Below are 26,966 nucleotides of genomic sequence, written 5' to 3'. Positions count from 1 at the left end.
GACCTGCACGCGCGTCGCGGTCACTTCCGCAGGATGAGATCCAGCGCCTCGGCCCGTGACGCTTTGTCGGTCTTGAATTGGCCACGCACCGCCGACGTCGTGGTGATCGCGCCCGGTTTGCGGACCCCGCGCATCGCCATGCACAGATGTTCCGCCTCGACGACCACGATCACCCCGCGCGGGTTCAGTTTGCGCATCAGCGCGTCGGCGATCTGCGCGGTCAGCCGCTCCTGCACCTGCGGACGTTTGGCGTACAGGTCGACCAGTCGGGCGATCTTGGACAACCCGGTGACGCGGCCGTCCACCCCGGGGATGTAGCCGACGTGGGCCACCCCGTGGAACGACACCAGGTGGTGTTCGCACGTCGAATACATCGGGATCTGCTTGACCAGCACCAGTTCGTCGTGCTGTTCGTCAAAGGTGGTGTCCAGCACCGTATCCGGGTCGGTGTACAGCCCGGCGAACAGCTCCTTGTACGCACGAGCCACCCGGGCGGGCGTGTCCTCGAGGCCGTGCCGGTCGGGGTCCTCGCCGACGGCGATCAGCAGCTCGCGGACGGCCGACTCCGCGCGTTCCTGGTCGAAGACGCGGCGGTTGAACGTGGTCGAGTTGTGGTGCGACACCTGCTCATCCGCTCCTCGGGTGCGCGGAGTCATCAAGCCTCCGTTGTGTGTCAGCCGTTGGACCGGCTGGTGTCCTGTCCCGGATCCTCGCTCGGTCCCGGCGCAGGCTGGGTGCCCTGCGGGGCCGGATGTCCTTGCTGCGGGTAGGGCTGGTACGGATAGGGGTTCTGCCAGTGCGGTGGCGGGTACCAATAGCCTTGCGGCTGCGGCTGGCCGGGCTGCTGCTGGCCGGGTGCCTGCGGCGGCGGCGGCCAGCCGGGCGCATGCCAGCCTGCGGGAGCGCCGTAGTCGGGCTGAGTGGGGCCACCGGGAATCCCATTGGTGCCGTTGCCATTTGTGCCGTTCGGCGTTTGACGCGCCGCCGCTTCCCGGCTGGCCTGCGCGATCGCGGCCTTGAAGGCCGGCTCGGGCTGCGGCTTGGGCCACTCCTCGCCGCGTTCGATCGCCAATTCGCCGGGCGTCTTGATCGGCGGCTTGTCCGAGGGCACCCGGCCCCCGAAGTCGTCGAACATGGTGAGCCGCGGCCGTTTCTTGACCTCACCGAAGATCGCCTGGAGCTCCGCGCGGTGCAGGGTCTCCTTCTCCAGCAGCTCACCTGCCAAAGTGTCGAGCACATCACGGTATTCGGTCAGGATCTCCCAGGCCTCGGTGTGCGCGGCCTCGATGAGCTTGCGGACCTCGTCGTCGATGATCTGGGCGACCTCGTGGCTGTAGTCGGCCTGAGTGCCCATGGTGCGGCCGAGGAACGGGTCGCCGTGTTCGGTGCCGTACCGCACGGCGCCCAGTTTGGAGCTCATGCCGTATTCGGTGACCATCGCGCGGGCGATCTTGGTGGCCTGCTCGATATCGGACACCGCGCCGGTGGTGGGCTCGCGGAACACTAGTTCCTCGGCGGCGCGGCCGCCCATCGCGAACACCAACCGGGCGATCATCTCAGAGCGGGTCATCAGACCCTTGTCGTCCTCGGGTACCGCCACGGCGTGCCCGCCGGTGCGCCCGCGGGCCAGGATCGTCACCTTGTAGATGGGCTCGATGTCGGGCATCGCCCATGCCGCGAGCGTGTGGCCGCCTTCGTGGTAGGCGGTGATCTTCTTTTCCTGCTCGCTGATGATGCGGCTCTTGCGGCGCGGCCCGCCGACGACGCGGTCGACGGCCTCCTCGAGCGCGGGCCCGGTGATCACGGTGCCGTTCTCGCGCGCGGTCAGCAGCGCGGCCTCGTTGATCACGTTGGCCAGGTCGGCGCCGGACATGCCGACGGTGCGCTTGGCCAGACCGTCGAGGTCGGCGTCGGGCGCGATCGGCTTGCCCTGCGAGTGCACGCGCAGCACCGCACGTCGGCCTGCCAGATCGGGGTTGGACACCGGGATCTGGCGGTCGAAGCGGCCGGGCCGCAGCAGCGCCGGGTCCAGGATGTCGGGACGGTTGGTGGCGGCGATCAGGATGACGCCCTGACGGTCACCGAATCCGTCCATCTCGACGAGCAACTGGTTCAGCGTCTGCTCGCGTTCGTCGTGACCGCCGCCCAGGCCGGCGCCACGCTGGCGGCCGACGGCGTCGATCTCGTCGACGAAGATGATGCAGGGGCTGTTCTGCTTGGCCTGCTCGAACAGGTCGCGCACCCGGGAGGCGCCGACGCCGACGAACATCTCGACGAAGTCCGAACCCGAAATCGTGAAGAACGGAACCCCCGCCTCGCCCGCGACGGCCCTGGCCAACAGGGTCTTGCCGGTGCCGGGCGGCCCGTAGAGCAGCACACCCTTGGGAATCTTGGCGCCCAGCGCCTGATACCTGCTGGGGTTCTGCAGGAAGTCCTTGATCTCGTAGAGCTCCTCGACGGCTTCGTCGACGCCTGCCACGTCGGCGAACGTGGTCTTGGGCATGTCCTTGGACAGCTGCTTGGCCCGCGACTTGCCGAACCCGAAGCCCATCCGGCCGCCGGTCTGCATCCGGGAGAACATCACGAACAGGCCGACCAGCAGGAGCAGCGGCAGCAGATAGATCAGCAGCGAGCCGAGCATGCTGCCCTGGTTCACCACCGTGTTGATCTTGGTGTTCTTCGCGCTCAGCGCGTCGAACAGCGGCACGGCGTACCCGGTCGGGTACTTGGCGATGACCTTGTCGCTGTTGTCGGTGTCGGCGTTGCCGTTCTTCAGCTCGAGCCGCAACTGCTGCTCGCGGTCGTCGATCTGCGCGCTCTTGACGTTGTCGCTGTTGATCTGGGCCATCGCCACCGAGGTGTCGACGGGTTTGTAGCCGCGGGTGTCGTCACTGAAATAGAAGAACGACCAGCCGAGCAACAGCACCACGGCGATCGCGGTGAGCGTGCGGATCACATTTTTCCGGTTCATCAAGCATCGGCCCTCGCGGGCAGGTCCTTCCAATACGCGCAGCTGGAATAGTTCAGGCTACCGCTAGACCAACGAAGGAAGGTTCCCGGCGGTTCTCTCGGGCACTCTTTCGGCAACCACCGCCCTGTGCTTGGCTGTGGTCGTGCTCACCTCGACCGAGCGGTTAGTCGAGACCAACGGCGTTTCGCTGCGGTTGTACGAGGCCGGTGAGGCGGGTGCTCCCGTCGTCGTATTGGCCCACGGCTTTCCCGAACTGGCCTACTCGTGGCGCCACCAGATCCCGGTGCTCGCGGCCGCGGGCTATCACGTGCTGGCGCCCGATCAGCGCGGCTACGGCTGCTCCGAGCAGCCCGAGGCCGTCGAGGACTACGACATCCATGCCCTGACCGGCGACCTCGTCGGCCTGCTCGACGAGGTCGGCACCGAGCGGGCGGTGTTCATCGGCCATGACTGGGGCGCCATGGTGGTGTGGCACACCGCCGTGTTGCACCCGCAGCGCGTCAGGGCGGCCGCGGGCCTGTCGGTCCCGCCCATTCCGCGGGCCCGGTCCCGACCCACCGAGCGCTGGCGGCAGAAGTTCGGCGAGGACTTCTACATGTTGCGCTTCCAGGAGCCAGGGGTCGCCGAGGCCGAGATGGAGGCCGACGTGGCCGCCACGATGAGCGGGATGTTCGCGGGCCTCGTGGCGGGACCGGCGCCGCTGCCGAACTGGATCAGCGCCGAAGAGTTCCAGCATTACGTGACCGAATTCGGCAGCACCGGATTCACCGGAGCGCTGAACTGGTACCGCAACTACGACCGCAACTGGGAGTCGACGCCGCAGTTAGCCGACGCGAAGATCACGGTGCCCGCGCTGTTCGTCGGCGGCACGGCCGACCCGGTGGGCCCGACCATGAATCCCGCCCGCGCCCACGAGATGGTCGCGGGGCCGTACACGGAGAAGTGGATCGAGGGCGCGGGGCACTGGGTGCAGCAGGAGCGGCCCGACGAGGTCAACCGCATCCTGCTGGCATTCCTCGCAGAACTGGAGCAGTCATGACGGACAGACCGCTGAACTTCGGCGTCTTCATCACGCCGTTCCACCCGGTGGGCCAATCCCCCACCGTCGCACTCGAATACGACCTGGACCGCACCGTGGCGCTGGACAAACTCGGGTACGACGAGGTGTGGTTCGGCGAGCACCATTCCGGCGGATACGAGTTGATCGCCTGCCCCGAGGTGTTCATCGCCGCGGCCGCCGAGCGCACCAAACACATTCGGCTGGGCACCGGTGTGGTGTCGCTGCCCTACCACCATCCGCTGATGGTGGCCGACCGGTGGGTGCTGCTCGACCATCTCACCCGCGGGCGGGTGATGTTCGGCACCGGGCCGGGCGCGCTGCCGTCCGACGCCTACATGATGGGCATCGACCCGGTCGAGCAGCGCAGGATGATGCAGGAGTCGCTCGAGGCGATCCTGGCGCTGTTCCGCGCAGCACCCGACGAGCGGATCGACCGGCAGTCCGACTGGTTCACGCTGCGCGACGCGCAACTGCACGTTCGTCCATACACCTGGCCGTATCCCGAAATCTCCACCGCGGCAATGATTTCCCCGTCGGGCCCGCGGCTGGCCGGCGCGCTCGGCACGTCGCTGCTTTCCCTGTCGATGTCGGTGCCGGGCGGTTACGCGGCGCTGGAGAACACCTGGGGTGTGGTGACGGATCAGGCTGCGAAGTCGGGTCGTGACGAACCCGACCGCGCCGACTGGCGGGTGCTGGCCATCATGCATCTGGCCGACACCAGGGAGCAGGCCATCGACGACTGCACGTACGGGCTGCAGGACTTCGCGAACTATTTCGGCGCGGCCGGTTTCGTGCCGCTGTCGAACGCCAGCGACGGCGCAGTGGGAACGCAATCGCCGCGGGAGTTCGTCGCCGAATATGCGGGTATGGGCAATTGCTGCATCGGCACTCCCGGCGACGCGGTGGCCTACATCCAGGACCTGCTCGAGCAGTCCGGTGGATTCGGCACGCTGCTGCTGCTCGGCCACGACTGGGCCTCACCCGCGGCCACCTACCACTCCTACGAACTGTTCGCCCGCGAGGTGATCCCGCATTTCAAGGGTCAGCTGACCGCGCCGCGGGCGTCGCACGACTGGGCAAAGAGCATGCGCGACAAGCTGCTTGGCCGCGCGGGCGAGGCGATCGTCAAGGCGATCAGCGAGCACACCGGCGAACTGAAGGAACAGGAGAACTGATGCGCGCTTCGGTGCTGCGCGGCGGTCGCATGGTGCTCCGCGACGACGTGGCCGAACCGGTCCCCGGACCGGGCCAGGTGCTGGTCGGCGTGCAGGCGTGCGGAATCTGCGGCTCTGACTTGCATTTCGCCCAGCACGGCGCGGACGTCCTGGAACTGAACAACCAGATCGAGGGCTTCGGCGGCGGCAGCATGAACATCGACCTGGACCGCGACATCTACATGGGACACGAATTCAGCGCCGAGGTGCTGGAAGCGGGACCGGACACCGAAGCCCCCGCCGCCGGCACACTGGTCACCTCATTGCCGGTGCTGGTGTCGGCGACCGGCGTCGAGCCGATCGTCTACTCCAACAAGACGATCGGCGGCTACGCCGAGCGGATGCTGTTGAGCGCGCCCCTGCTGACGCCGATTCCGAACGGACTGGACCCGCGGCACGCGGCGCTGACCGAACCGATGGCCGTCGGCCTGCACGCGGTGAACAAGTCCGCGATCCAGCGCGGCGAGGCAGCGCTCGTGCTGGGCTGCGGTCCGATCGGGCTCGCGGTCATCGCCGGGCTGCGTCGTCTCGGCGTGGAAACCATTGTCGCAGCTGACTTTTCGGCACGCCGACGCGACCTGACACAGGCCATGGGCGCCACCGCCACCGTCGACCCCGCCGAAGGGTCACCGTTCGACAGCGCACGGCCTGCGGTGATCTTCGAGGTGGTCGGCGTGCCTGGCGTCATCGACGACATCCTGCGCCGTGCGCCGGTCGGCGCCCGCGTCGTCGTAGCGGGCGTCTGCATGCAGGCCGACACCTTCCACCCGTACTTCGCGATCGCCAAGCAGATCAACGTGCAGTTCGTCCTGGCCTACGACCCGACCGAGTTCACCGATTGCCTGCGCGCGATCGCCGAGGGCGACATCGACGTCGCACCGATGATCACCGGGGAGGTCGGTCTGGACGGCGTCGGCGCCGCTTTTGAAGACCTGGCCCATCCCGATGCGCACTGCAAGATCCTGGTGACTCCCTGACGGTATGGTGCCAGGCATGCCCACCCGCCTGCTTCTCATCGCCGCGGCGGCGCTTGCCGCCGTAGGACTCTCGGCCTGCGACTCGACATCCGGGCCAACGGGCTCCTCCGACAGGGAGACGCGTCAGGTCACCGTGGTGGGGGCGGGCGAGGTGCAGGGCGCCCCCGACACGCTGAACGTCAACGCGTCCATCGAGTTCGTCGCGCCCGACGTCAGTGGCGCGATGAACCAGACCAGCGATCGTCAGCAGGCGGTCATCGACGCGTTGGTCGGGGCAGGCATCGACCGCAAGGACATCAGCACCTCGAATGTCAGCCTGCAGCCACAGTTCGCGGGCGGCGACAGCACCACCATCGTCGGCTACCGCGCGAACAATTCGATCGACATCAAGGTCCGCAAGCTCGACACCGCATCGCAGACGTTGGCGTCGATCATCAACACCGGCGGTGACGCCACCCGGATCAACTCGGTGAACTATTCGCTCGACGACGACTCGCAACTGGTGAAGGATGCCAGGGCGCGGGCCTTCAACGACGCCAAGGACCGCGCTCAGCAGTACGCACAGCTGTCCGGCCTGCACCTCGGCAAGGTCGTCTCGATCACCGAGTCGGGCGGGTCGACGCCGCCCACCCCGCTGCCCAACTTCAAGGGCGCCGAGATGGCGGCGGTGCCGGTGGAACCCGGTCAGCAGACCGTGAACTTCTCCGTGACGGTCATCTTCGAGCTCACCTGATCTCCGCCGAAACGGTATTCCGGCAGGCCTCTGCTCGAACTTTCTCTGCTGGAATACCGTTTCGGCGCAGTCTCAGGCGGGTGACACCACCACCGGGATGCCGTTGAGCACGGCGGTGCCCGACAGCGGGTCGAGTTGCCCGCCGTCGTTGAGTTGGTTGACGTTGACCCCCGGTTGGTCGGCGGCGACCAGTTGACGGGTGCCGCCGCGGTCGTGTCCCCAGCCGTGCGGCAGCGAGACGACACCGCGCCGCATGCCCGGCGTGAGCTCGATCGGTGCCACCAGGTCGCCGCCGGGGCCCTTGATCGACGCGTTCTCCGTCAACCCGAGCTCCTCGGCATCGTCCGGATGGATCTGCAGCGTGCAGCGGTTGGTGCCGCCGGCCAGCGCAGGCAGGTTGTGCATCCAGCTGTTGTTCGAACGCAGGTGTCGGCGACCGATCAGCATGAAGCCGTCGTCGCCGCGCCCCAGCGAATCCCGCAGCCGCGCCACGTCGGCGATCAACGCCTCCGGAGCGAGTTCGATTCGGCCAGAACGGGTTTTGAGCACCTCGGGGATCCGCGGCTGCAGCGCGCCGAGGTCGATGCCGTGCGGCGCCGCCTTCAACCGCTCCAGCGTCAAACCGTCGGGTTTGGCGCCGAACGCGTCGCCGTAGGGGCCGAGCCGCAACATCATGTCCAGCCTGCGTTCGTAGCCGGGCCCGTCGATCAGCATCGCGACCATCTCGTCGACGGCGCGCCCGGCCACCGGGGAATGCGGGTCTGCGGTCTCCTTCTCCAACGTGGTGGTGATGACCTGCTGGTCGACGAGACCCGGATCCTGGTCGTAGCCCACGCCGTAGAGGATCAGCGCCAGCCGCGACAGGATCTCCGGTTCGTCGGGCCTGCCGTCCAACGGCAGCGCAGGCGGCGTATAGCGGGCGTTGTTACGCACCGCGAGGTTGTTCAACGCGAAGTCGTAGTGACCGGTCCGCGACGGCGGTGGTGGCGGCAGGATCACGTCGGCGTGACGCGTGGTCTCGTTGAGATACGGGTCGATACTGACCATGAATTCGACGCTGTCGAGCGCACGGTCGAGACGGTCGCCGTCGGGAGCCGACAGCACCGGGTTGCCCGCGATCGTGATCATCGCCTTGATCTGCCCGTCACCTTCGGTGTCGATCTCCTCGGCCAGCGCCGCGGCGGGCAGTTCGGACAGCGCCTCTGGATACCCCGAGACGCGGCTGTGCCATCGCCCGGTGGCGAAGCCCTTGCCGGGACCGGCGGGTCGCGGCGCCGGCATGGCCGCGCCCAGCGGGAACATCGCGCCGCCCGGCCGGTCGAGGTTTCCGGTCAACACATTGATGACGTCGACGAGCCAGCTGCCGATGGTGCCGAATTCGACTGTGGACGTGCCGATTCGGCCGTACACCGCTGCCGTGGGCGCCGTCGCGATCTCACGGGCCATGGAGCGTATCTCGTCGGCGGTCACGCCGCAGTGCGCGGCTACCGTCTCCGGCGCGAACGCGCCGGCCAGTTCGCGGACCTGCTCCAGTCCGTTGACGTGGTCGGCCATTCCGCCGAGATCCGGTGCGACCAGGTCTTCGTCGAACAGCACGTGGACGACGCCGAACAGCAGCGCGGCGTCGGTGCCGGGCCGCGGCGCGAGGTGGCGGTCGGCCAGTTCGGCGGTGCGGGTGCGCGCCGGGTCGATGACGGTCAGCTTGCCGCCGCGCTTGCGCAGGGCGCGCAGCTTACCGGGGAAGTCGGCGGCGGTGGCCAAACTTCCGTTGGAGACAAGGGGATTCGCGCCGATGATGACCAGGTAGTCGGTGCGGTCCAGATCGGGCACGGTGAACGCGACGGGACTGCCGAACATGTGGCCCAGCGCGACGTGCTTGGGCATCTGGTCCAGCGTGCTCGCGCTGAACATCTGGCGGGTGCGCAGCGCGCGGATGATCAACGGCGCGTAGAGGCTGCCCGCGATCGTGTGCGCGTTCGGGTTGCCGAGGTAGACACCGACCGACGCGCCGCCGTGGTCGCGGATCACCGCGCTGAGCCGCTCGGCGACCACGGCGTAGGCCTCCTCCCAGGTGGCTTCGGTCAGCTGGCCGTCGCGGCGGACCAGCGGCGTACTCAGCCGGTCGGGATCGTTGTCGAGTTCGGCGAAGCTGGCGCCCTTCGGGCAGATGAATCCGTGGCTGAAGACGTCGTCGCGGTCGCCGCGGGCGGCCGTCACCCGGCCCTCGGAGATTGTCAGCGTCAGGCCGCAAGTGGCTTCGCACAGAGGGCAGATCCTCAGGGCTGTGGTGGACATTGCCTCATCTTGCGCCGAGATCGACGTTTTGCCGAATTCTTCTCGCGCTTTCCCGCCCGTTTGTCCGTTTGGGCGCGAGGGGGGTCAGACCTGCTCGTAGACCTTGGGGTCCAGCGTGCCGATGTACGGCAGGTCGCGGTAGCGCTCGGCATAGTCGAGGCCATAGCCGACGACGAACTCGTTGGGGATGTCGAAGCCGACGTAGGCGATGTCGACGTCGGCGCGCACCGCGTCGGGCTTACGCAGCAGCGTGCACACCCGCAGCGACCGCGGACGCCGCGTCGCCAGGTTCCGCAGCAGCCAGGACAACGTCAGCCCGGAGTCGACCACGTCCTCGACGATCAGCACGTCGCGGTCGTTGATGTCGCGATCGAGGTCCTTGAGGATGCGCACCACACCCGACGACGACGTCGACGACCCGTAGGAGCTGACCGCCATGAACTCCAGCTGGGTGGGCAGCGGAATCGCCCGGGCGAGGTCGGTGACGAAGAAAACCGCGCCCTTGAGCACGGTGATCAGGAGCAGGTCCTGAGAGTTCTCGGCGATTGCGTCGCGGTAGTCGTCACCGACCCGCGCGCCGAGTTCGGCGATCTTGTCCTGGAGCGCCTGCGACGAGAGCAACACCGACTTGATGTCGCCGGGGTACATCTCGGTAGGTTGCTCGACCACGTCCACAGCGTGCCATACCTTCACACCGGTTCGGTGTGCAGCGTCAGCATCCCGTCGCGGCGCCCGGCGATCAGGCGCTGACTGCGCAACGGTGAGCCGACGGCGACGCCGCCCTGACCGCGCCATGCAGTGACCAGAGTGTCGACGCCGCGGATCTGCTTGTCGGTCAGCCCGCTGGCGCCGCCGGCCAGCAGCCAGCCGCGAATCACCCTGCGTCGGACCGCCTCCGGCAGCGCCGCCAACCGCGCGGTGTCCAGAGCACCCCCCGAGCCGACATCGGCCAGCGCCTCGGCGGCCAACCGGTCGAGGGCGTCGGTGTCTTCACGCAGTGCCGCCGCGGTGCGGGCCAGCGCCTCAGCGACCCCGCCGCCGAGCACGTCCTCCAACAACGGCAGCACCTCGGCGCGCAGCCTGCTGCGGGTGAATCGGCGATCCGCGTTGTGCGGGTCGCGCCACGGCGTCAGCCCCAACTCGTCGCATGCGGCGTGGGTGAGCGCACGACGAACGCCGAGCAGTGGGCGGTACCACGGCGGATCGCTCGGCCGCATGCCCGCGATCGACCGCGAGCCCGATCCGCGGCCGAGCCCGAGCAGTACCGTCTCGGCCTGGTCGTCGAGTGTGTGCGCGAGCAGCACCGGCATCCCGCCGCGGGCGTCGTCCAACGCGCGGTAGCGCGCGGTGCGCGCGGCGGCCTCGGGCCCGCCGGCCGTACCGACATCGACGCAAAGCACTTGGGCGTCAACGCATCCCAGCGACAGTGCCTGTTGCTTCGCAGTAGCCGCGACGTCGCCGGAGTCAGGTTGCAGCCGATGATCGACGATCAGCGCGGTGGTCGGCTTGGCCGCAGCGGCGACGGCCGTCAGCGCCAGCGAATCCGCACCGCCGGACAGCCCGACACACCAGCGGTCGTCGTCTGCGCCCTGCTCGCTGACGAATGCGGCCAGCGCCGCCTTCAGCGCTGCTACAGCACCCTGTCGATCCATCGCTGCGGCTCATCGATTTCGGTTGGCAGCGGCAGGGTTTCGGCGTTCGACCAGACGGTGTTGAACCTTGCCATTCCGACCTGGCCGACGACGTGGTCGACGAACGCCTTGCCGCGGGTGTACTGGCTCATCTTGGCGTCCACACCCAGCAGCGCTCGCAGGATGCGCTGCAGCGGTGGCTGCTTGCGTCTGCGGCGTTCGTCGAATCGACGCCGAATGGTCGACACGGTCGGCACCACCGCGGGGCCCACCGCGTCCATCACATGGTCGGCGTGCCCTTCCAACAACGTGCCGAGGACCAGCAACTGGTCGAGCGCGCGCCGCTGCGGCTCGGACTGCACCGCCCGCAGCAAGCCCAGAACCCCGGTTGAATTCGGTTCCTGCGCAACGCCGTCGCGCTTGTTGCGGACCAACTCGGCAAGTCGTCCGACCACCTCGGTGACGTCTTGGGTGGCGTCATCGGTCAGCACCGCCAGCGACTGCGACATGTGCTCAGCCAGCCAGGGGTTGGCGCGGAACTGCACTCGGTGAGTGACTTCATGCAGGCACACCCACAACCGGAAATCGGCTGGCAACACCCGCAATTGGCGTTCGACGGCGATGACGTTCGGATACACCAGCAGCAGTTCGCCGCCGTTGGGTCCGAACGGGTCGTACTGGCCGAGGATGCCCGACGAGATGAACGCCAGCACCGCGCCGGTCTGCGCACCGGTGATGCGGCTGGTGATCATGCCGCGTGGACCTTGTGTGCCGCCGGTCATCACCCGCATGGATTGCGTTGCGGCGCGGATCCATTCGACGCGGTCGACGACGCGAGCCTCGGGAATCTCACCGCCCTCGCTGAGGCCGGTCACCTCGCGGACCGGGAGTTCGGCGTTGCGGGACGCCTCGGCCAACTGCTCGATGACCTGTCGGCGGGGGTAGGCGGTGGCGGCGGGGCCAGGCCGCGCGAGTTTGGCGCCCACCGTGGCGGCGAACTGCCAGTCGACGGCGCGGCCGACGGTCAGCCTCGGCTTGGTCGACGAATTCATGTGCTGCACCCGCAGGATCGCAGCGCCGCGGCCAGCGTGTCGATCGCCGTTCGGCCCGTCGGCCCGGCGTTGTTGGAGATGAACGCGAAGGTGAGCACCCGCCCGCTGGCGTCGGTGACGATGCCTGCCAACGAATTGGTTCCCGTCAGCGATCCCGTCTTGGCCCTCAGGTAACCCGCGGCCGCCCGGCCGGCGTCGGTGTCGAGGTAGCGATTGGACAGCGTGCCGCTGCCCCCGGCGATCGGCAGCAGGTCGACCAGGGGCCGCAGCTTGGGATGGTCGTCGCCTGCGGCCGCGTTGACCACCTCGTCGAGCGTCTCGGCGGTCAATCGGTCGTCGACCGAAAGGCCGCTGGAGTCGACCAGATGCGAATTGCCGGTGTCGATCTTCGCCATCTCGAGTTCCCCGAGCACGGCTTGCACGGCGCCGTCGAAACTCTGCGGCTTGCCTGCCTGCGCGGCGACCTCACGGGCGATCGACTCGGCCATCACGTTGTCCGACTCGTTCATCATCTGGCGCAGCCGTTCCAGCAGGGGCGGCGACTGCACCGACGCGATCTCCTGACCGCCGCGCAGCCCGTTGGGCAGCACGGTCACGGTGGCCGGGTCCACGTTCAGCGCGACGGCCAGCGCGCGCCCCGCATCCAGGGCGGGGGTCGTGGAGCGCCCGGACTCGACGGTGACCGGCTGGGTGCGCCCGCCGTCGAGCATCACGGCCTCCATCGGCGCGATGTCGCCGCCCCCGATATCAGCGGGATCCCAACCCGGCGCCATGGTCGGACCGCTGTACGCGCTGACGTCGACCTGGACGGTGGTGACGTCGGCACCGCTGCGACGCACTTGATCGGCCAGATCGCTGATCCGGGCCGCACCCTTGTACCAGGTGGGTTTGCCCGGTGGCGCGGCCGACAGGGTCGGGTCACCGCCACCTTTGAGCACGACGACGCCCGGTTGCCCGGTCGACAGCACGCGGGTGGTCAGCCGCGCGTCGCGGTCGAGCGCGAGCAGCGCGGCGGCGGTGGTCAGCGTCTTGTTCACCGACGCCGGCTGCATCGGCACGTCGGCGCCCTGCGCCCACAACTGCGCGCCGGTGATCGCGTCGGTGATCCTGCCGGTCAGGGCGCCCAGGTTCGGGTCGGCCACCAGCGGCGCCAGCAGCGCGGCCAACCGGTCGGGGGTCGGTTTGGTCGCCGAGTCGCCTACCGGGACGACGCCGGGGGCTGCGGTCGCCGCGGCGGGCGCCGGCTTCACGGCCTGCGCATCGCTGGTCGAGTTGCCGGTGGTGAGCACGGCGGCCACCGCGACGACGACGGCAACCAGCAGCAGCACCGCCACGCCGATCAGCACATGCGTCGATCGCCGCCACTGCGTCGGCCGCATAACTCTCCTGCTCTGTTGCCCAGCACCTCACTGCAGCGTATCGCTCCGTTAGGGTGAGCCCGTCCCTGTCAGACCTGAGCACATCGGTAAGGAGCCGCGGCGGTGGAGTTCGACGTCGTCATCGAGATCCCCAAGGGATCGCGCAACAAATACGAGGTGGACCACGAAACCGGCCGCGTGAAGCTGGACCGCTATCTGTTCACCCCGATGGGTTATCCGACCGACTACGGCTTCTTCGAGAACACCCTCGGGGAGGACGGCGATCCGCTGGACGCGCTGGTCCTGCTGCCCGAGTCGGTGTTCCCCGGATGCATCGTCGAGGCTCGAGTAGTCGCGATGTTCAGGATGACCGACGAGGCCGGCGGCGACGACAAGCTGCTGTGCGTGCCCGCCGGTGACCCGCGCTGGGACCACATTCAAGACCTCGACGATGTGCCCGCCTTCGAACTGGAGGCGATCAAACACTTCTTCGTGCACTACAAGGACCTGGAACCGGGCAAGTTCGTCAAGGCCGCCGACTGGGTGGGCCGCCAGGAGGCCGAGGCGGAGTTGAAGGCCTCAGTCGAGCGCTTCAAACAGGCCGGGCACTAGCAGTATTTTTCCTCGCTGTAACACGCCTTAACGTCGGCGTGCTCTGCACGCTTGAAGATTGCTGTGTGTTGATGCATCAGGGGATCGGCCTGGACGCGTTCAACGCAATGCCGATGCGTCGGGCCGTGCATGCGATCTACGAGTGTTGTTACAGCGTGCCACTGGCCGCCGACCTGGCCCGCGGCCGTCCGTACGACAGCCACGACCGGTTGTTCCGCCAGGCCGACGCCCTGTTGTTCGGGCTGTCGGAGGATTCGATCGACTCGATCCTGCAGGCCTACCCCGACGTCGGGCGGCGGCCGGGCAGCGAGAAGTCAGCGGCCGAACAATGCGCGGTGTGGTGCGACCGACCCGGGGTGATGGACAAGCTCACCGTCGCGTCCAAGGGCTACCTGGAGCACTTCGGCTTCGGGTTCGTGATGTTCGTCAACGGCTATTCGGCGCAGGACGTGCTGGCCACCATGACCGACCGTCTGCACAACGACTTCGAGACCGAGCGCAAGATCGTGCGCAACGAGTTGGCACGCATCAACCGCACCCGGCTCGAGCGCATGCTCGGGCCGGAAGGCGGTTACGACAACTGGTGAGGCTAGGCCGCCTGCCAGTCCTGGATCGCGGTGTCCTGTTTCCTGCCCAGTTCGAGGACCAGGTCCTCGGGCGCGGGATCACTTGCCGCGCCTGCGAATTCGATGGTGGCTGCGGTATTGCCCTGGGTGAAGGACAGCACCGTCACCGACTTCGAACCGTCCGGTGACATCCCCGTCAGTATCGTCCCGCCCGAACCGACGTCAGCGGGTTGGGATTTGCCGTCGGCGACCGCCAGTTGTCCCCTCGCCGCGTCCAACGCGGCCGTCGCGGCCTGCGCATCGGGAAGCACAAGGATGGTGCTCGTGATCGTGCGACTGCCATCGCGGTGGGTGTAGACCGTCTCGACACCTGGCTGCCCATCCGGATTGAACACGGCGGGCGCCGCGTTGTAGGCGAGCGAGTCGGTGATCAAATTCGGGTCCACCGGCAAGGCGCCGTAGTCGCCGGGTTGTGCTGCGGCATAACCGAACCCGCTGAACGTCAGCACCGCAGCGGCAGCGATGCCGCCTGCAATTGTCTGGACTCTGTACACGTCGTGCTCCTATCCGTCAGCAGGGGTAGCAGCCGAATCCGCGCCAGCCGTCGCGCCAAACCCATCCGGGCCCGCAGCCCATTCCGCCGGTCGTGCCGTAGCAATCGAGCATCTGCACCTTGGGCCCGACCGGCACCGCCGGCTGTGTGGCCACATTCGTGTCGTGCGAGCTCTGCGCCGCGTATGCCGTCTGCGCGGTGGCCACCGAGCCGAACATCATCGCGGTTATCGCAAGGGCCATGCCGAATTTGCGCATCAGATTCCTCCGCCCGTGCTGGGAATTTGCACTGCAAACGGTACGCCGCCTGCCCGCACGTTTTGGACGCATTGGACAAATAACTCTGCCTCGATGCCGCATGATGGCCCGATGAACGATGCCGTGAATGGCCACTGCCAGAGTCGCTTCGCCAAGGTCGCCGACGCGCTGGCCGACGAACTCGCCAAGGGGGAGGAACTGGGCGCCTCGATCGCCGTCGATATTGACGGTGACATGGTGGTCGACATCTGGGGCGGCCACGCCGACCGCGCGAAGACGACGCCGTGGGCGCACGACACGATCGTGAACTTCTTCTCGTGCACGAAGACGCTGACCGCGCTTGCCGCACTGATCGCGATCGACCGCGGCGATATCGACGCGTTCGCTCCGGTCGCCAGTTACTGGCCGGAGTTCGCTCAGAACGGCAAGCAGGACATCGAAGTTCGTCACCTGATGTCGCACACCTCGGGCGTCTCAGGTTGGCAGGTGCCGTTCGGCATCGACGACATCTACGACTGGGAGAAGGCGACCGACCAGCTGGCCCGACAGGAGCCCTGGTGGACGCCGGGGTCGGCGTCTGGCTATCACGCCGTCAACTACGGGCACCTGATCGGCGAGGTGATCCGCCGCGCCACCGGCAAAACCCTCAAAGAGTTCGTGCGCGACGAGATCGCCGCGCCCCTGCAGGCCGACGTCCAAATCGGTCTCGGCCCCGCAGACGAGCACCGCGTCGCGGAGGTGGTTCCGCCTCCGCCGCTACCCATCTCACTCGACGACCTACCCCACGACCACCCTGCCTACAAGACGTTCGCGGGTTTCCCGCCCGACGAGAACACCGCGCTGATCGTCGAGACAACGCCCTGGCGCCGCGCCGACATCGGCGGCGTCAACGGGCATGGCAACGCCCGCGCGCTGGCGCGCGCACTGTCACCAATCTCGTTGGGCGGCAAGGCCAACGGCGTGCAGCTGCTGAGTGAGGACACCATCGACCTGATCTTCCAGGAGCAATCCAACGGCATCGACCTGGTACTGATGGTGCCGTTGCGGTTCGGCATCGGGTTCGGATTGCCGTCGCCGGAAAGCGTTCCGGGGGTGCCGGAGGGCAGGATCTGCTTCTGGGGCGGCTGGGGCGGATCGATGGTGGTGATGGCCCCCGAACACCACGCCACCTTCTCTTATGTGATGAACAGGATGGGCCCGGGGACAACGGGAACCGAGCGCACCATTCGCTACGCCGAGATCATCTTCGACGCGCTTGGTTGACGGTTACTTGGTCGCCGGCGCCAGTTTCGACTTGTCCGGCGCCGCAGGCGATTTCTTACCACCGCGCAGACGCCTGGCGTAGTTCATCGAGGGCTTCTCGACGAGGTAGTACGTGACGGTCGCGGCCAGGATCGTCACCGCGAGCAGCAGCACGATGTTGTGCAGCATGCCCGGCAGCGTGTCACCGGCCATCCATCCGAGCTTGCCCAGCAGGAGCAGCATCGGGAAGTGCCACAGGTACGCCGACAGCGAGATCTCGCCGACGTAGCGGATCGGCCGGACGTCGAGGAACGTCGCCAACTTCGATTTGCGGCCGTGCGCAAGGGGCACCACGACGATGAGGATCATCAGGGCCGCGACCACACCGACGCCGGCCGTCACGAATTGCACTGCGATCCCGAAGAAGGCGGCGCTGACAACCAGGACGGGGAGTATCGCGACAGCACTGGCCATCCGGATGCGTCGACTGATCCGCTGCGGCAGCGCGCCGCGCTCGATCCCGACGAACACGATTGCGGCGAACATCCCCATCGCGAAGTTGTCCGCGTTGGTCAGAATGCTCTTGGTGAAGACCGCGGCGATGTTCGGCCCCCAGTTGAGCAGAATGAAGTCGGTGGTGCCCGCGTACCGATCCACCACCGGAATCAGCGCCCGGCCGATCAACCCGACCAACAACAAGATGGTGGGCGCCACCATCGCGACGACGAACGGATTTCGCCCACTGCGCTTGCGCAGACCGAACACCGCAAATCCCAGCAGCGGAAGCGACAGATAGAACGCGTACTCCAGCGTGAGCGACCAGGACGGTCCGATGCCCGTCTGGATGTAGGCCGGGAAATACGTCTGCACCAACGCGAGGTTGGCCAGCAATTCACCGGGCGCGGTGATGACGCCGATTCCGGTCTTGGCGTCGTCGGGCATCAGCGACGCATTGTCTACATAGGACAGCCGCAACACGAAATTCACGATCAGACAAATGACCAGATATGCGGGCATGATCCGGGCGAGGCGGTGTACCGCGTAGTCACGCACATTCGGCATCCGTGCCGAGGACCGCTCAGCAACCACATTTCGGACATATGGCAGAAACAGCAGGAAACCACTTAGCACGAAAAAGTAGACCAGTGAGAAACCGAAGACATTCGTCTTCCAGACGTGCGCGGTGTGGGCGGTGTAGTAGCCCGTGACGTGCGTGATCGCGATGCTCAGGCACAGCAGCCCACGCACGCCGTCCAACCCGATAATCCTGGCCCGCCTGTGAATTTGCTGCGGGGAATCGACCTTCGTGGCGTCCGCCTCGGTCGAATCCGTGGTGGGTTGCGTGGTCATCGCGCCTCGAAATTGACGCAGATAGCAAAAACGCGCAATGGACGCCCCTGTTTCATGAAGAGTTGCACTACCTGCTGCGCCATCGTCACAGCAACGAAACTTCACGACCGGCCAGCTAAGAAACTGTACATCGCGGACGGTGATTTCGCATGCGAACAGCTGTAGACAGAGCCCGACAACTCCGCGGAATTGTATTGCCGCAATAAGTTCAGTTACGTGACATGTTTCTAAAACGTCGCTTCAACGAGTCTAAATCGACATCACCCGCCGTTGACAGCTAATTGCTCCCGCGTTACGAGGCCTTGGGCTGATCGTGCATGGACAGCAGTCGGAGCACTTCGCGCCCCAGGTCCCGCAGATCTTGTCGCGGCGAAGCGGGGATCAGCGTGACACCGTCGGCGACGTCGGCCCGCGAGATGTCCGAGATCAGCCCGGCGAGCCCGTCGACGGTGCCCGCGTACTGCACTGTCTCTCGCGCAGGCCCGAGAACGCTTCTCGCCGAACGGAAGTCGCCGGCCACCGCGACGGTGACATCGAGGATCACCGCCGAGTCGTCGCCGCCGGCCCTGATCCGCGCCCTCGCGCGGCGGGCCTGCTGCAGGTCGGAAGCGGCGACGCGCACCGTGCGCTGATCGCCATCGGTCAGTTCACTCCAGTCACCGCTCGGCGAGTTCGCCACGAATAGCCGCACGCCGGTCACGCTAGGAAAACACGCCGACCCTGTCGATGATTCCGCTCAGGCGGAATCCAAGGTCTGCTTCTCGGCTTCCTTCTTCACGTCGTGCACGCGCGTCTTGTACAGACTGGCCGCCGTCGTGATCACCAGCGTGACGACGATGACGCCCAGGCTCAGCAGCGTCGGGATGTCGGGCACCGGCACATGCTCGCCACCGTTGATGAACGGCAGTTCGTTCTCGTGCAATGCGTGCAGCAGCAATTTCACGCCGATGAACGACAGGATGACCGCAAGCCCCTGCGACAGGTAGACCAGGCGCTTCAGCAGGTCGCCGAGCAGGAAGTACAGCTGGCGCAGGCCCATCAGCGCGAACACGTTGGCGGTGAACACGAGGTACGGCTCCTGGGTGAGGCCGTAGATCGCGGGAATCGAGTCCAGCGCGAACAGCAGGTCGGTGGTGCCCAACGCGACGATGACGAGGAACATCGGCGTCATCAGCCGCTTGCCGTTCTCCCTGACCCACAGGCTCAACCCATGCCAGGACTCGGTGAGGCTGAGGTGCTTGCGTGAGAACCGCACCACGAAGTTCTCTGCGTCGTCGTCGTGGTCGGAGTCACGGACCAGGTTGAACGCCGTGTAGATCAGGAAAGCCCCGAAAAGGTAGAAGACCCAGGAGAACTGGTTGATCGCCACCGCACCGAGTGCGATGAAGATGCCGCGGAAGATCAACGCCAGGATGATGCCCACCAACAGCGCCTGCTGCTGGTACTTCTTCGGCACCTTGAAGCTGGCCATGATGATCAAGAAGATGAACAGGTTGTCCACCGACAGGCTGTACTCGGTCAGCCATCCGGCGAAGAACTCCAGCCCGTACTGGCTGCCGTGGAAGAACCACGTCCACAACCCGAAGCCGATCGCGAGCGCGACGTAAAGGGTGAGATACGTCCCGAGCTCCCGTTTGGACGGTTCGTGCGGCCGACGGCCGATCACGATCACGTCGAACAGCAGCACCGCAACCGTCACGCCAAGCGTGATCATCCACTCGAGTTGGGTCACTTGCATTGAATAAGCCTCCGGCCGTCGTTGAACGCCGGAGGTCTCTCCCGCCTGGCCACGCGAAATCGCGGGCAGGCCCGCGGTGCCGGTCGTCCGATATCGGTCGACGTGGTGACGACACAGCGGCGAAGGAATACTCCCCTCCGTCACCCAGTGTGCCAGCTAGCTGCCTCACATCGGAACCGGGGCTTGTGAACATACGGTTACCCCCATGGCCGACGCCCAACTTCCTGGTGTTTTCTCCGACGTCCAGCCGCTGCTGGAGCATTACGGCTACCTCGGCGTGGCGGGGATGCTGTTCCTGGAGGACTTCGGCGTCCCGGTGCCCGGCGAGATCATGTTGATCGCCGCCGCCGTGTTCGCGGGCGCGGGCCAGATGAACATCGCGGTGGTCTTCCTGGTCGCCGTGCTCGCAGCGGTGCTCGGCGACAACATCGGCTTCCTCGTCGGCCACTTCGGCGGGCGGCCCCTCGCCGAGCGGTTCGGCCGCTATGTCTTCCTCACCCCGCAGCGGCTGGATCGCGCCGAGGCGTTCTTCGACCGGCACGGCGGCAAGATCGTGACCGTCGCGCGGTTCATCGACGGGCTGCGCCAAATCAACGGGCTGCTGGCGGGGATCGTCGGCATGGGATGGCTGAAATTCCTCGGCTACAACGCCCTTGGCGCGGTGCTGTGGGTCGGCGCGTGGGCTGGGCTGGGATACCTTGCCGGCGAGCACATTGTCGACATCTACGACACATTCGAACGGTACAAGTGGTACGTGGTCGCGGCAGCCGTCGTCGTTGTCGCAATTGTGATCACGCACCGCGTGCGGCACCATCGCGGCCAGCGCGCGGCTTAGTAACTTGTACTCGTGACGACGGACGGGAACGGGCACCGACCGCAGGTGCCGGAGCAATACCTGTTGTCTTTGCACGCGCCGGCACCGCGCACCTTGATCGACATCCTCTACGAGACGGCGGCACGCTACCCCGACGCGCCCGCGATCGACGACGGCGAGGTCCAGCTCACCTACGCCGAGTTGATCTCCGACATCGAAGAGAGCGTCGCGTGGCTGGCCGCACGCGGAATCGGCAGGGGCGACCGCATCGGCATCCGGATGCCGTCGGGCAGTTACGCGCTGTACGTGGCGATCCTCTCGACACTGGCGGCCGGGGCGGCGTACGTGCCGGTCGACGCCGACGACCCCGACGAGCGCGCCGAACTGGTCTTCGGCGAGGCCGGGGTGGTCGGCATCATCACCGAGAAAGGCCTGATCCGCGCCCAAGGCGCGTCGCGCGGATGGCGGGCGGGCGCGCCACTCGGTCGCGACGACGCGTGGATCATCTTCACGTCCGGTTCCACCGGCACCCCGAAGGGGGTCGCCGTCACCCACCGCAGCGCCGCGGCGTTCGTCGATGCGGAAGCGCAATTGTTCTTGCAGGGCAACCCAATCGGGCCGGGCGACCGGGTGCTGGCCGGCCTCTCGGTGGCGTTCGACGCCTCGTGTGAGGAAATGTGGCTGGCCTGGCGGCACGGCGCCTGTCTGGTGCCCGCGCCGCGCTCGCTGGTTCGCAGCGGCATGGACCTCGGGCCGTGGCTGGTGTCGCGCGACATCACCGTCGTATCGACCGTGCCGACGCTGGCGGCGCTGTGGCCGGCAGAGGCACTCGAAGCGGTGCGACTGCTGATCTTCGGCGGCGAGGCCTGCCCCCCGGATCTGGCCGAGCGCCTTGCCGTCGACGGCCGCGAGGTGTGGAACACCTACGGCCCGACCGAGGCGACCGTGGTGGCCAGCGCCTCGCTGCTCACCGGCAGGAGCGCGGTGAGCATCGGACTTCCGCTGCGGGGCTGGAATCTGGCCGTCGTCGACAACGCGGGTATGCCGGTCGCCACCGGTGAGACCGGCGAACTCGTCATCGGTGGCGTCGGGCTGGCCCGCTACCTCGACCCGGACAAAGACGCCGAGAAATATGCGCCGATGCCCACGCTGGGCTGGGCTCGTGCGTATCGCACCGGCGATCTGGTGCGGCTGGAAGCCGACGGCTTGTACTTCGTCGGCAGGGCCGACGATCAGGTCAAGGTCGGCGGGCGCCGGATCGAACTGGGTGAAGTCGACGCGGCGCTGGTGAACCTGCCGGGGGTCAGTGGCGGCGCGGCCGCGGTGCGACGAACCGCCAGCGGCACACCGCTGTTGGTCGGTTACGTCGCGAGCGCCGACCCGGCGTTCGACGTCGGCAAGGCGCGCGCCACACTGGCCGAGACGTTGCCCGCCGCGCTGGTCCCCAGGCTGGTGCTCGTCGACGAGTTGCCCACCCGGACGTCGGGCAAGGTGGACAGGAACGCGCTGCCGTGGCCGCCGCCTGGCGGAACCGACCAGCAGGAGCCCGAACTCGGCGGCACCATGGGCTGGCTGGCAGGCCTGTGGCGGGAGGTCCTCGCCGCCCCGATCGACGGGCCCGAGGCAGACTTCCATGCGCTCGGCGGCGGTTCGCTGTCCGCCGCGCAGTTGGTGGCGGCCATGCGGCAGCGCTATCCACAGGTGACCGTGGCCGATCTGTACGACCATCCCCGGCTCGGGTCACTTGCCGGCTATCTCGACGAGCTGGACCCGCCGCCCGCGATCGAGACGCGGACTGTGAAACCGACGCCGCGGTTGACCCAGGCCGCGCAGGTGCTGCTGTCGCTGCCGCTGGCCACGCTCACCGGGCTGCAGTGGGTGGTCTGGCTGGCGCTGCTGAACAACGTTGTCGCGCAACTACATCCACTGCCGTGGCTGCGGCCGGTGAACTGGTGGGTGGTCGCCGCCGGTTTCCTGATCTTCATCACACCGCTGGGCCGGATGTCGATCGCGGCGTTGGGCGCGCGCATGCTGCTCGGCGGTCTGCAACCCGGCACCTACCGGCGCGGTGGTCATCTGCATCTGCGGGTCTGGCTGGCGGAGCGGTTGGCGGACGCCAGCGGCGCTGAAAACCTCGCAGGCGCACCGTGGTTGGTGTACTACGCCCGCATGCTCGGCAACAAGGTCGGCAAGGGTGTCGACCTGCATTCCGCGCCTCCGGTCACCGGCATGCTGAGACTCGGGCACCGCGCCTCGATAGAACCCGAGGTCGACCTGTCCGGGCACTGGATCGACGGCGACCACTTCCACGTCGGGCCGATCACGATCGGCAACGACGCCACCATCGGCGCGCGCACCACGCTGCTGCCCGGTGCCGTCGTCGGCAAGAACGCCGACGTCGCGCCGGGTTCCGGTGTAATCGGCAAGGTCAAGAACGGGCAGTACTGGAAGGGCTCCCCGGCGGTGAAGTCCGGTAAGGCCAAACATCCGTGGCCGGACCATCGGCCGCCGCGCGCCCCGTTGTGGGTGGCCGTCTACGGGCTGACGTCGATCCTGTTGGGCGCGCTGCCGCTGGCGGCGCTGGCGGTGGGGCTGGCCGTGATCGGTTGGGCGGTGCGGGATGCCACCTCACTGACCGCCGCGATCACGCCCGCGGCGCTGTGGACACCGGTGGCCACCCTGGCCGCGGTGGCCACCTATGCCGCATTGACGGTGGTCGGGGTGCGGGTGCTGTCGATGTGGATGCCTGAGGGGTACCACCCGGTGCGTAGCCGTGTCGGCTGGCAGTTGTGGGCGACCGAGCGACTGATGGACGCCGCGCGCAACTACCTCTTCCCGATCTATGCGAGCCTGCTGACACCGGCATGGCTGCGGCTGCTCGGAGCGAAAGTCGGCCGCGGAACCGAGATTTCGACCGCATTGCTGGTGCCCAAATTCACCGTCGTCGAGGACGGCGCGTTCCTGGCCGACGACACGATGGTCGCGTCCTATGAACTGGGCGGCGGCTGGATCCACGTCGCCAAGGCGACGATCGGCAAACGGGCGTTCCTCGGCAACTCCGGCATCACCCAGCCAGGCCGGCGCGTCCCCGACGACGGGTTGGTCGCGGTGCTGTCGGCGGCTCCGCACAAGGCCAAGGCCGGCTCGTCGTGGTTGGGCAGCCCTCCGGTTCGGTTGCGCCGCAAGACCACCGCCGCCGATGCGCTGCGCACCTTCCATCCGTCGCTGCGGCTGAAGATTCTGCGTGCGCTGGTGGAGACGTGCCGGCTGATCCCGCTGATCGTGACGTTCGCGATCGGGGTCGCCGTGCTCTTCACGGTGCAATGGCTTGCGGTGCAGTTCGGCTGGGCGTGGGCTGCGCTGGCCAGCGGCGTGGTGCTGCTGGCCGCGGGAGCGTTGGCCGGCGGCATCGCCGTGATCGCGAAATGGATTGTGGTCGGCCGTATTCGGGCCATCGAACATCCGCTGTGGTCGTCGTTCGTGTGGCGCAACGAAGTGTCAGACACCTTCGTCGAGACCGTAGCGGCGCCGTGGTTCGCGCGCGCCGCAAGCGGCACCCCGGTGATGAACCTGTGGCTGCGGGCATTGGGCGCCAAGATCGGCCGAGGCGTCTGGTGCGAAACGTATTGGCTGCCCGAGGCGGACCTGGTCACCCTGGAGAAGGGTGCGACTGTCAATCGCGGCTGCGTGGTGCAGACGCATTTGTTCCATGACCGGATCATGCGGATGGACACCGTTGTACTGGAACAGGGTTCGACGCTGGGCACGCACTGCGTCGCACTACCCGCCGCCCGGATCGGGGCGGCCGCCACGGTCGGTCCGGCATCGCTGGTGATGCGCGGCGACGAGGTGCCGCCGTCCACCCGCTGGCAGGGCAACCCGATCGCACCTTGGAACATGTTCCGTAAGAAGCGCGGCGGCGGCTCAGCACCGTCGGCCAAGAAGTCAGAAGTCAGCGCCGCGTGACGAGGAGCAAAAAGGCGGCGAAGAAATCGGCGTCCCCGGTCATCGACCCCTATCTGCCGGCCAACGGCAACTTCGGCTACCGGGTGTCCCGGTACGAACTCGAACTCGAGTACAAGGTCGCGATCAATCGGCTGTCAGGGAGCGCGACCATCACCGCCGTCACGCTCGCAGCACTGCAGAGTTTCACGTTGGACCTCTCCGATGCGCTGTCGGTGACGAAGGTGTCGGTGAACGGCAAGCGCCCGGCCAACTTCCGCTCGGCGCATGGCAAGCTGCACATTGCATTGCAGGACACGTTGCCTGCGGGGGCGGCGATGAAGATCTCCGTGCGCTACGGCGGTACCCCGCGACCGGTCCGATCGCTGTGGGGCGAAGTCGGATTCGAGGAGTTGACCGAAGGCGTGCTGGTCGCGGGCCAACCGAACGGTGCGGCGTCGTGGTTTCCCTGTGACGACCATCCCAGCGCCAAGGCCAGCTTCCGCATCCAAATCAGCACGGAGAGCCCGTATTACGCGCTGGCCAACGGCGACCTGCTGTCGCGCCGCGTGCGGGCGGGCATGACGACGTGGACCTACGAGCAGGCCGAGCCCACGTCGACGTATCTGATCACGCTGCAGATCGGTGCGTACGAGCGCCACCGCATCGCCAAGAACGGCGTCCAGATGCACGCCGTGCTGCCGGAGCGCCTGCGCGACAACTTCGACAACGACTTCGCCGACCAGCCGAAGATGATGAAGCTCTTCGTCAAGCTGTTCGGCCCGTATCCGCTGGCCAGCGGATACACCGTCGTCGTGACGGACGACGACCTGGAGATACCGCTTGAGGCACAGGGCATTTCGATCTTCGGGGCCAACCATTGCGACGGCGAGGGCGGCGCCGAACGACTGATCGCCCACGAGCTCGCCCATCAATGGTTCGGCAACTCCGTCACCGCCAAGCGGTGGCGGCACATCTGGCTGCACGAGGGCTTTGCCTGTTACGCGGAATGGCTGTGGTCCGAGCATAACGGCGGGCGCACCGCCGACGAGTGGGCACATCACTACCACCAGCGGCTGGCCGATTCGCCGCACGATCTGGTGCTTGCCGACCCCGGCCCTCGGGACATGTTCGACGACCGGGTGTACAAGCGCGGCGCGCTGACCCTGCATGTGCTGCGGCACCGCATCGGTGACGAGAGTTTCTTTGCGCTGCTGCAGGATTGGACGACACGCTACCGGCACAGCACCGCCGTCACCGACGACTTCACCGGGCTGGCCGCCAATTACGCGCACGAGTCGCTGCGGCCGCTGTGGGATGCGTGGCTGTATTCCACTCCGGTGCCTGCTCTCGAAGGCCCGTCGTGACGGAGGCGACGGGCCCCATCACGCGTGCCAGTGTGACGCGGGTGGGGACGGCCACCGTGCTGTCGGCGCTGTGCGGTTACGCGGTGCTGTACCTGGCCGCGCGTGATCTCGAGCCCGCCGGCTTCTCGGTGTTCGGGGTGTTCTGGGGCGCGTTCGGTCTGGTCACCGGCGCCGCGTTCGGTCTGCTGCAGGAGGCCACCCGCGAGGTGCGCTCGACGCGCTACACCGAGGTGGCAGCCGGCCCGCGCACGCATCCGATGCGGGTGGCGGCCATCGTCGGAGTGGTGGCGGCCGCACTGATCGCCGCTACCTCACCGCTGTGGTCGGCGCACGTGTTCGTCGAGTCGCAGTGGCTCAGCGTCGCGCTGCTGAGCGTCGGGCTGGCGGGGTTCTGCCTGCACGCCACGCTGCTGGGCATGTTGGCCGGTGTGAACAGGTGGACGGAGTACGGCTCGCTGATGGTCGCCGACGCGGGCATGCGGGTGGCGGTGGCCGCGGCGACGTTCCTGGTCGGCTGGGGGCTGGTCGGATACCTGTGGGCCACGGTCGCCGGTGCGGTCGCGTGGCTGGCGCTGCTGCTCGCGTCGCCGACGACGCGCGCGGCGGCCCGCCTGCTCACGCCGGGCGGCACCATGACCTTCCTGCGCGGAGCGTCGCATTCGATCGCCGCCGCCGGCGCCAGCGCGATCCTGGTGATGGGGTTCCCCGTGCTCCTCAAGGCCACCTCGGGTGAGCTGGGGGCGGCGGGCGGCGTCGTGATCCTTGCGGTCACGCTGACCAGGGCGCCGCTGCTGGTGCCGCTGACCGCGATGCAGGGCAATCTGATCGCGCACTTCGTCGACCAGCGCACCGAGCGACTGCGGGCGCTGGTGCAGCCGGCGCTGGTGGTGGCAGGCCTCGGGGTGCTTGGCGTGCTGCTGGCCGGGGTGTTCGGGCCCTGGCTGCTGCGGGAGGGCTTCGGCTCCCAGTACCGGGCCGACGGCGAGCTGCTGGCCTGGCTGACGGCGGCGGCGGTGGCGATCGCGCTGCTGACGCTGACCGGCGCCGCTGCGGTCGCGGCGGCGCTGCACCGGGCGTATTCGCTGGGGTGGGTGTCGGCGACGGTGGCGGCGGCGCTGTTGCTGCTGCTGCCGGTCGGGCTGGAAACGCGCACGGTGATCGCGCTGCTCTGCGGGCCGCTGGTGGGAATCGCCGTGCACCTGGCCGCGCTTGCGCGGGTGTCGTCTGGGTGAAC

At 67.5% G+C, this 26,966-nt stretch carries 23 protein-coding genes; 11 read left to right on the top strand and 12 right to left on the bottom strand.

All coding sequences use genetic code 11. From position 1 onward, the window contains the following. Positions 1 to 20: 20 nt before the first annotated feature. Both folE and ftsH read right to left on the bottom strand, forming a co-directional pair. Positions 21 to 656: a GTP cyclohydrolase I FolE gene (folE, locus tag C1A30_RS28675; protein WP_235010239.1), complete on the bottom strand. Its 636-nt coding sequence runs from the start codon at positions 654 to 656 to the stop codon at positions 21 to 23. A 17-nt stretch (positions 657 to 673) separates the two neighbouring features. After that, on the bottom strand, positions 674 to 2,971 hold the full coding sequence (ftsH, locus tag C1A30_RS28670) for an ATP-dependent zinc metalloprotease FtsH (RefSeq protein ID WP_101951628.1): 2,298 nt from the start codon (positions 2,969 to 2,971) through the stop codon (positions 674 to 676). Between the two features lie 142 nt (positions 2,972 to 3,113). Between ftsH and C1A30_RS28665 the strand changes: the two genes are divergently transcribed. The 4 genes from C1A30_RS28665 to C1A30_RS28650 are packed head-to-tail and all read left to right on the top strand — an operon-like array spanning position 3,114 to position 6,955. After that, entirely contained in the window at positions 3,114 to 4,010 is an 897-nt protein-coding gene (locus tag C1A30_RS28665; protein ID WP_101952943.1) for an alpha/beta fold hydrolase, read from the top strand. Continuing rightward, on the top strand, positions 4,007 to 5,206 hold the full coding sequence (locus C1A30_RS28660; protein WP_101951627.1) for an LLM class flavin-dependent oxidoreductase: 1,200 nt from the start codon (positions 4,007 to 4,009) through the stop codon (positions 5,204 to 5,206). Before C1A30_RS28665 ends, C1A30_RS28660 begins: the two co-directional genes overlap by 4 nt. Then, positions 5,206 to 6,222: a zinc-binding dehydrogenase gene (locus C1A30_RS28655; RefSeq protein WP_101951626.1), complete on the top strand. Its 1,017-nt coding sequence runs from the start codon at positions 5,206 to 5,208 to the stop codon at positions 6,220 to 6,222. Before C1A30_RS28660 ends, C1A30_RS28655 begins: the two co-directional genes overlap by 1 nt. 16 nt (positions 6,223 to 6,238) lie before the next feature. Then, positions 6,239 to 6,955, top strand: a complete 717-nt coding sequence (locus tag C1A30_RS28650) for an SIMPL domain-containing protein (RefSeq protein ID WP_101952942.1) — start codon at positions 6,239 to 6,241, stop codon at positions 6,953 to 6,955. A gap of 72 nt (positions 6,956 to 7,027) precedes the next feature. Here C1A30_RS28650 and C1A30_RS28645 read toward each other — a convergent pair whose 3' ends face one another. The 5 genes from C1A30_RS28645 to dacB all read right to left on the bottom strand — a co-directional run bounded on the left by C1A30_RS28645 (position 7,028) and on the right by dacB (position 13,312). Beyond that, positions 7,028 to 9,250, bottom strand: coding sequence for a molybdopterin-dependent oxidoreductase (locus C1A30_RS28645; RefSeq protein WP_101951625.1), 2,223 nt, complete (start codon positions 9,248 to 9,250; stop codon positions 7,028 to 7,030). Between the two features lie 84 nt (positions 9,251 to 9,334). Continuing rightward, complete coding sequence (gene hpt / locus C1A30_RS28640) at positions 9,335 to 9,898, bottom strand: hypoxanthine phosphoribosyltransferase (RefSeq protein ID WP_101952941.1); 564 nt, start codon at positions 9,896 to 9,898, stop codon at positions 9,335 to 9,337. A 41-nt stretch (positions 9,899 to 9,939) separates the two neighbouring features. Further along, entirely contained in the window at positions 9,940 to 10,902 is a 963-nt protein-coding gene (gene tilS / locus C1A30_RS28635; protein WP_101951624.1) for a tRNA lysidine(34) synthetase TilS, read from the bottom strand. Then, the gene (locus tag C1A30_RS28630; RefSeq protein ID WP_101952940.1) at positions 10,881 to 11,933 is read right to left on the bottom strand and encodes a zinc-dependent metalloprotease; all 1,053 of its coding nucleotides are present in this window, start codon (positions 11,931 to 11,933) and stop codon (positions 10,881 to 10,883) included. Before C1A30_RS28630 ends, tilS begins: the two co-directional genes overlap by 22 nt. Next, entirely contained in the window at positions 11,930 to 13,312 is a 1,383-nt protein-coding gene (gene dacB, locus C1A30_RS28625; RefSeq protein ID WP_101951623.1) for a D-alanyl-D-alanine carboxypeptidase/D-alanyl-D-alanine-endopeptidase, read from the bottom strand. Before dacB ends, C1A30_RS28630 begins: the two co-directional genes overlap by 4 nt. A gap of 102 nt (positions 13,313 to 13,414) precedes the next feature. Between dacB and C1A30_RS28620 the strand changes: the two genes are divergently transcribed. Together C1A30_RS28620 and C1A30_RS28615 are read left to right on the top strand one after the other, a co-directional pair. Next, positions 13,415 to 13,903: an inorganic diphosphatase gene (locus C1A30_RS28620; protein ID WP_101951622.1), complete on the top strand. Its 489-nt coding sequence runs from the start codon at positions 13,415 to 13,417 to the stop codon at positions 13,901 to 13,903. Positions 13,904 to 13,968: 65 nt separating this feature from the next. After that, positions 13,969 to 14,490, top strand: a complete 522-nt coding sequence (locus tag C1A30_RS28615; protein WP_200828453.1) for a 2-oxo-4-hydroxy-4-carboxy-5-ureidoimidazoline decarboxylase — start codon at positions 13,969 to 13,971, stop codon at positions 14,488 to 14,490. 2 nt (positions 14,491 to 14,492) lie between these two features. On the opposite strand, the gene C1A30_RS28610 is transcribed toward C1A30_RS28615, so the two are convergent. Together C1A30_RS28610 and C1A30_RS28605 are read right to left on the bottom strand one after the other, a co-directional pair. Then, positions 14,493 to 15,023, bottom strand: a complete 531-nt coding sequence (locus C1A30_RS28610) for a hypothetical protein (protein WP_101951621.1) — start codon at positions 15,021 to 15,023, stop codon at positions 14,493 to 14,495. Between the two features lie 16 nt (positions 15,024 to 15,039). After that, positions 15,040 to 15,279: a hypothetical protein gene (locus tag C1A30_RS28605; RefSeq protein WP_101951620.1), complete on the bottom strand. Its 240-nt coding sequence runs from the start codon at positions 15,277 to 15,279 to the stop codon at positions 15,040 to 15,042. Positions 15,280 to 15,390: 111 nt separating this feature from the next. Between C1A30_RS28605 and C1A30_RS28600 the strand changes: the two genes are divergently transcribed. Next, positions 15,391 to 16,542: a serine hydrolase domain-containing protein gene (locus C1A30_RS28600; RefSeq protein ID WP_101951619.1), complete on the top strand. Its 1,152-nt coding sequence runs from the start codon at positions 15,391 to 15,393 to the stop codon at positions 16,540 to 16,542. A gap of 3 nt (positions 16,543 to 16,545) precedes the next feature. Here C1A30_RS28600 and C1A30_RS28595 read toward each other — a convergent pair whose 3' ends face one another. The 3 genes from C1A30_RS28595 to C1A30_RS28585 form a co-directional block, all read right to left on the bottom strand. After that, on the bottom strand, positions 16,546 to 17,871 hold the full coding sequence (locus tag C1A30_RS28595) for an acyltransferase (protein ID WP_101951618.1): 1,326 nt from the start codon (positions 17,869 to 17,871) through the stop codon (positions 16,546 to 16,548). Positions 17,872 to 18,163: 292 nt separating this feature from the next. Further along, complete coding sequence (locus tag C1A30_RS28590) at positions 18,164 to 18,562, bottom strand: hypothetical protein (protein WP_200828452.1); 399 nt, start codon at positions 18,560 to 18,562, stop codon at positions 18,164 to 18,166. Positions 18,563 to 18,607: 45 nt separating this feature from the next. Beyond that, positions 18,608 to 19,609, bottom strand: coding sequence for a TerC family protein (locus tag C1A30_RS28585; RefSeq protein WP_101951616.1), 1,002 nt, complete (start codon positions 19,607 to 19,609; stop codon positions 18,608 to 18,610). A 205-nt stretch (positions 19,610 to 19,814) separates the two neighbouring features. Between C1A30_RS28585 and C1A30_RS28580 the strand changes: the two genes are divergently transcribed. The 4 genes from C1A30_RS28580 to C1A30_RS28565 are packed head-to-tail and all read left to right on the top strand — an operon-like array spanning position 19,815 to position 26,964. Continuing rightward, on the top strand, positions 19,815 to 20,444 hold the full coding sequence (locus tag C1A30_RS28580; protein WP_101951615.1) for a DedA family protein: 630 nt from the start codon (positions 19,815 to 19,817) through the stop codon (positions 20,442 to 20,444). 12 nt (positions 20,445 to 20,456) lie between these two features. Beyond that, positions 20,457 to 24,389 (top strand): Pls/PosA family non-ribosomal peptide synthetase, encoded by a 3,933-nt coding sequence (locus tag C1A30_RS28575; protein ID WP_101951614.1) that lies wholly within the window; start codon positions 20,457 to 20,459, stop codon positions 24,387 to 24,389. Beyond that, positions 24,386 to 25,732: a M1 family metallopeptidase gene (locus tag C1A30_RS28570; protein ID WP_101951613.1), complete on the top strand. Its 1,347-nt coding sequence runs from the start codon at positions 24,386 to 24,388 to the stop codon at positions 25,730 to 25,732. Before C1A30_RS28575 ends, C1A30_RS28570 begins: the two co-directional genes overlap by 4 nt. Next, positions 25,729 to 26,964 carry a hypothetical protein gene (locus C1A30_RS28565; protein ID WP_101951612.1) on the top strand — a complete coding sequence of 412 codons (1,236 nt, stop codon included), beginning with the start codon at positions 25,729 to 25,731 and terminating at the stop codon, positions 26,962 to 26,964. The genes C1A30_RS28570 and C1A30_RS28565 overlap by 4 nt, the downstream gene beginning before the upstream one ends. Positions 26,965 to 26,966 lie beyond the last annotated feature (2 nt).

The organism is Mycobacterium sp. 3519A, from assembly GCF_900240945.1.
GTDB lineage: Bacteria > Actinomycetota > Actinomycetes > Mycobacteriales > Mycobacteriaceae > Mycobacterium.
The sequence above is the reverse complement of the archived record's forward strand: the minus strand, read 5'-3'. Positions and strand labels throughout refer to the sequence as shown.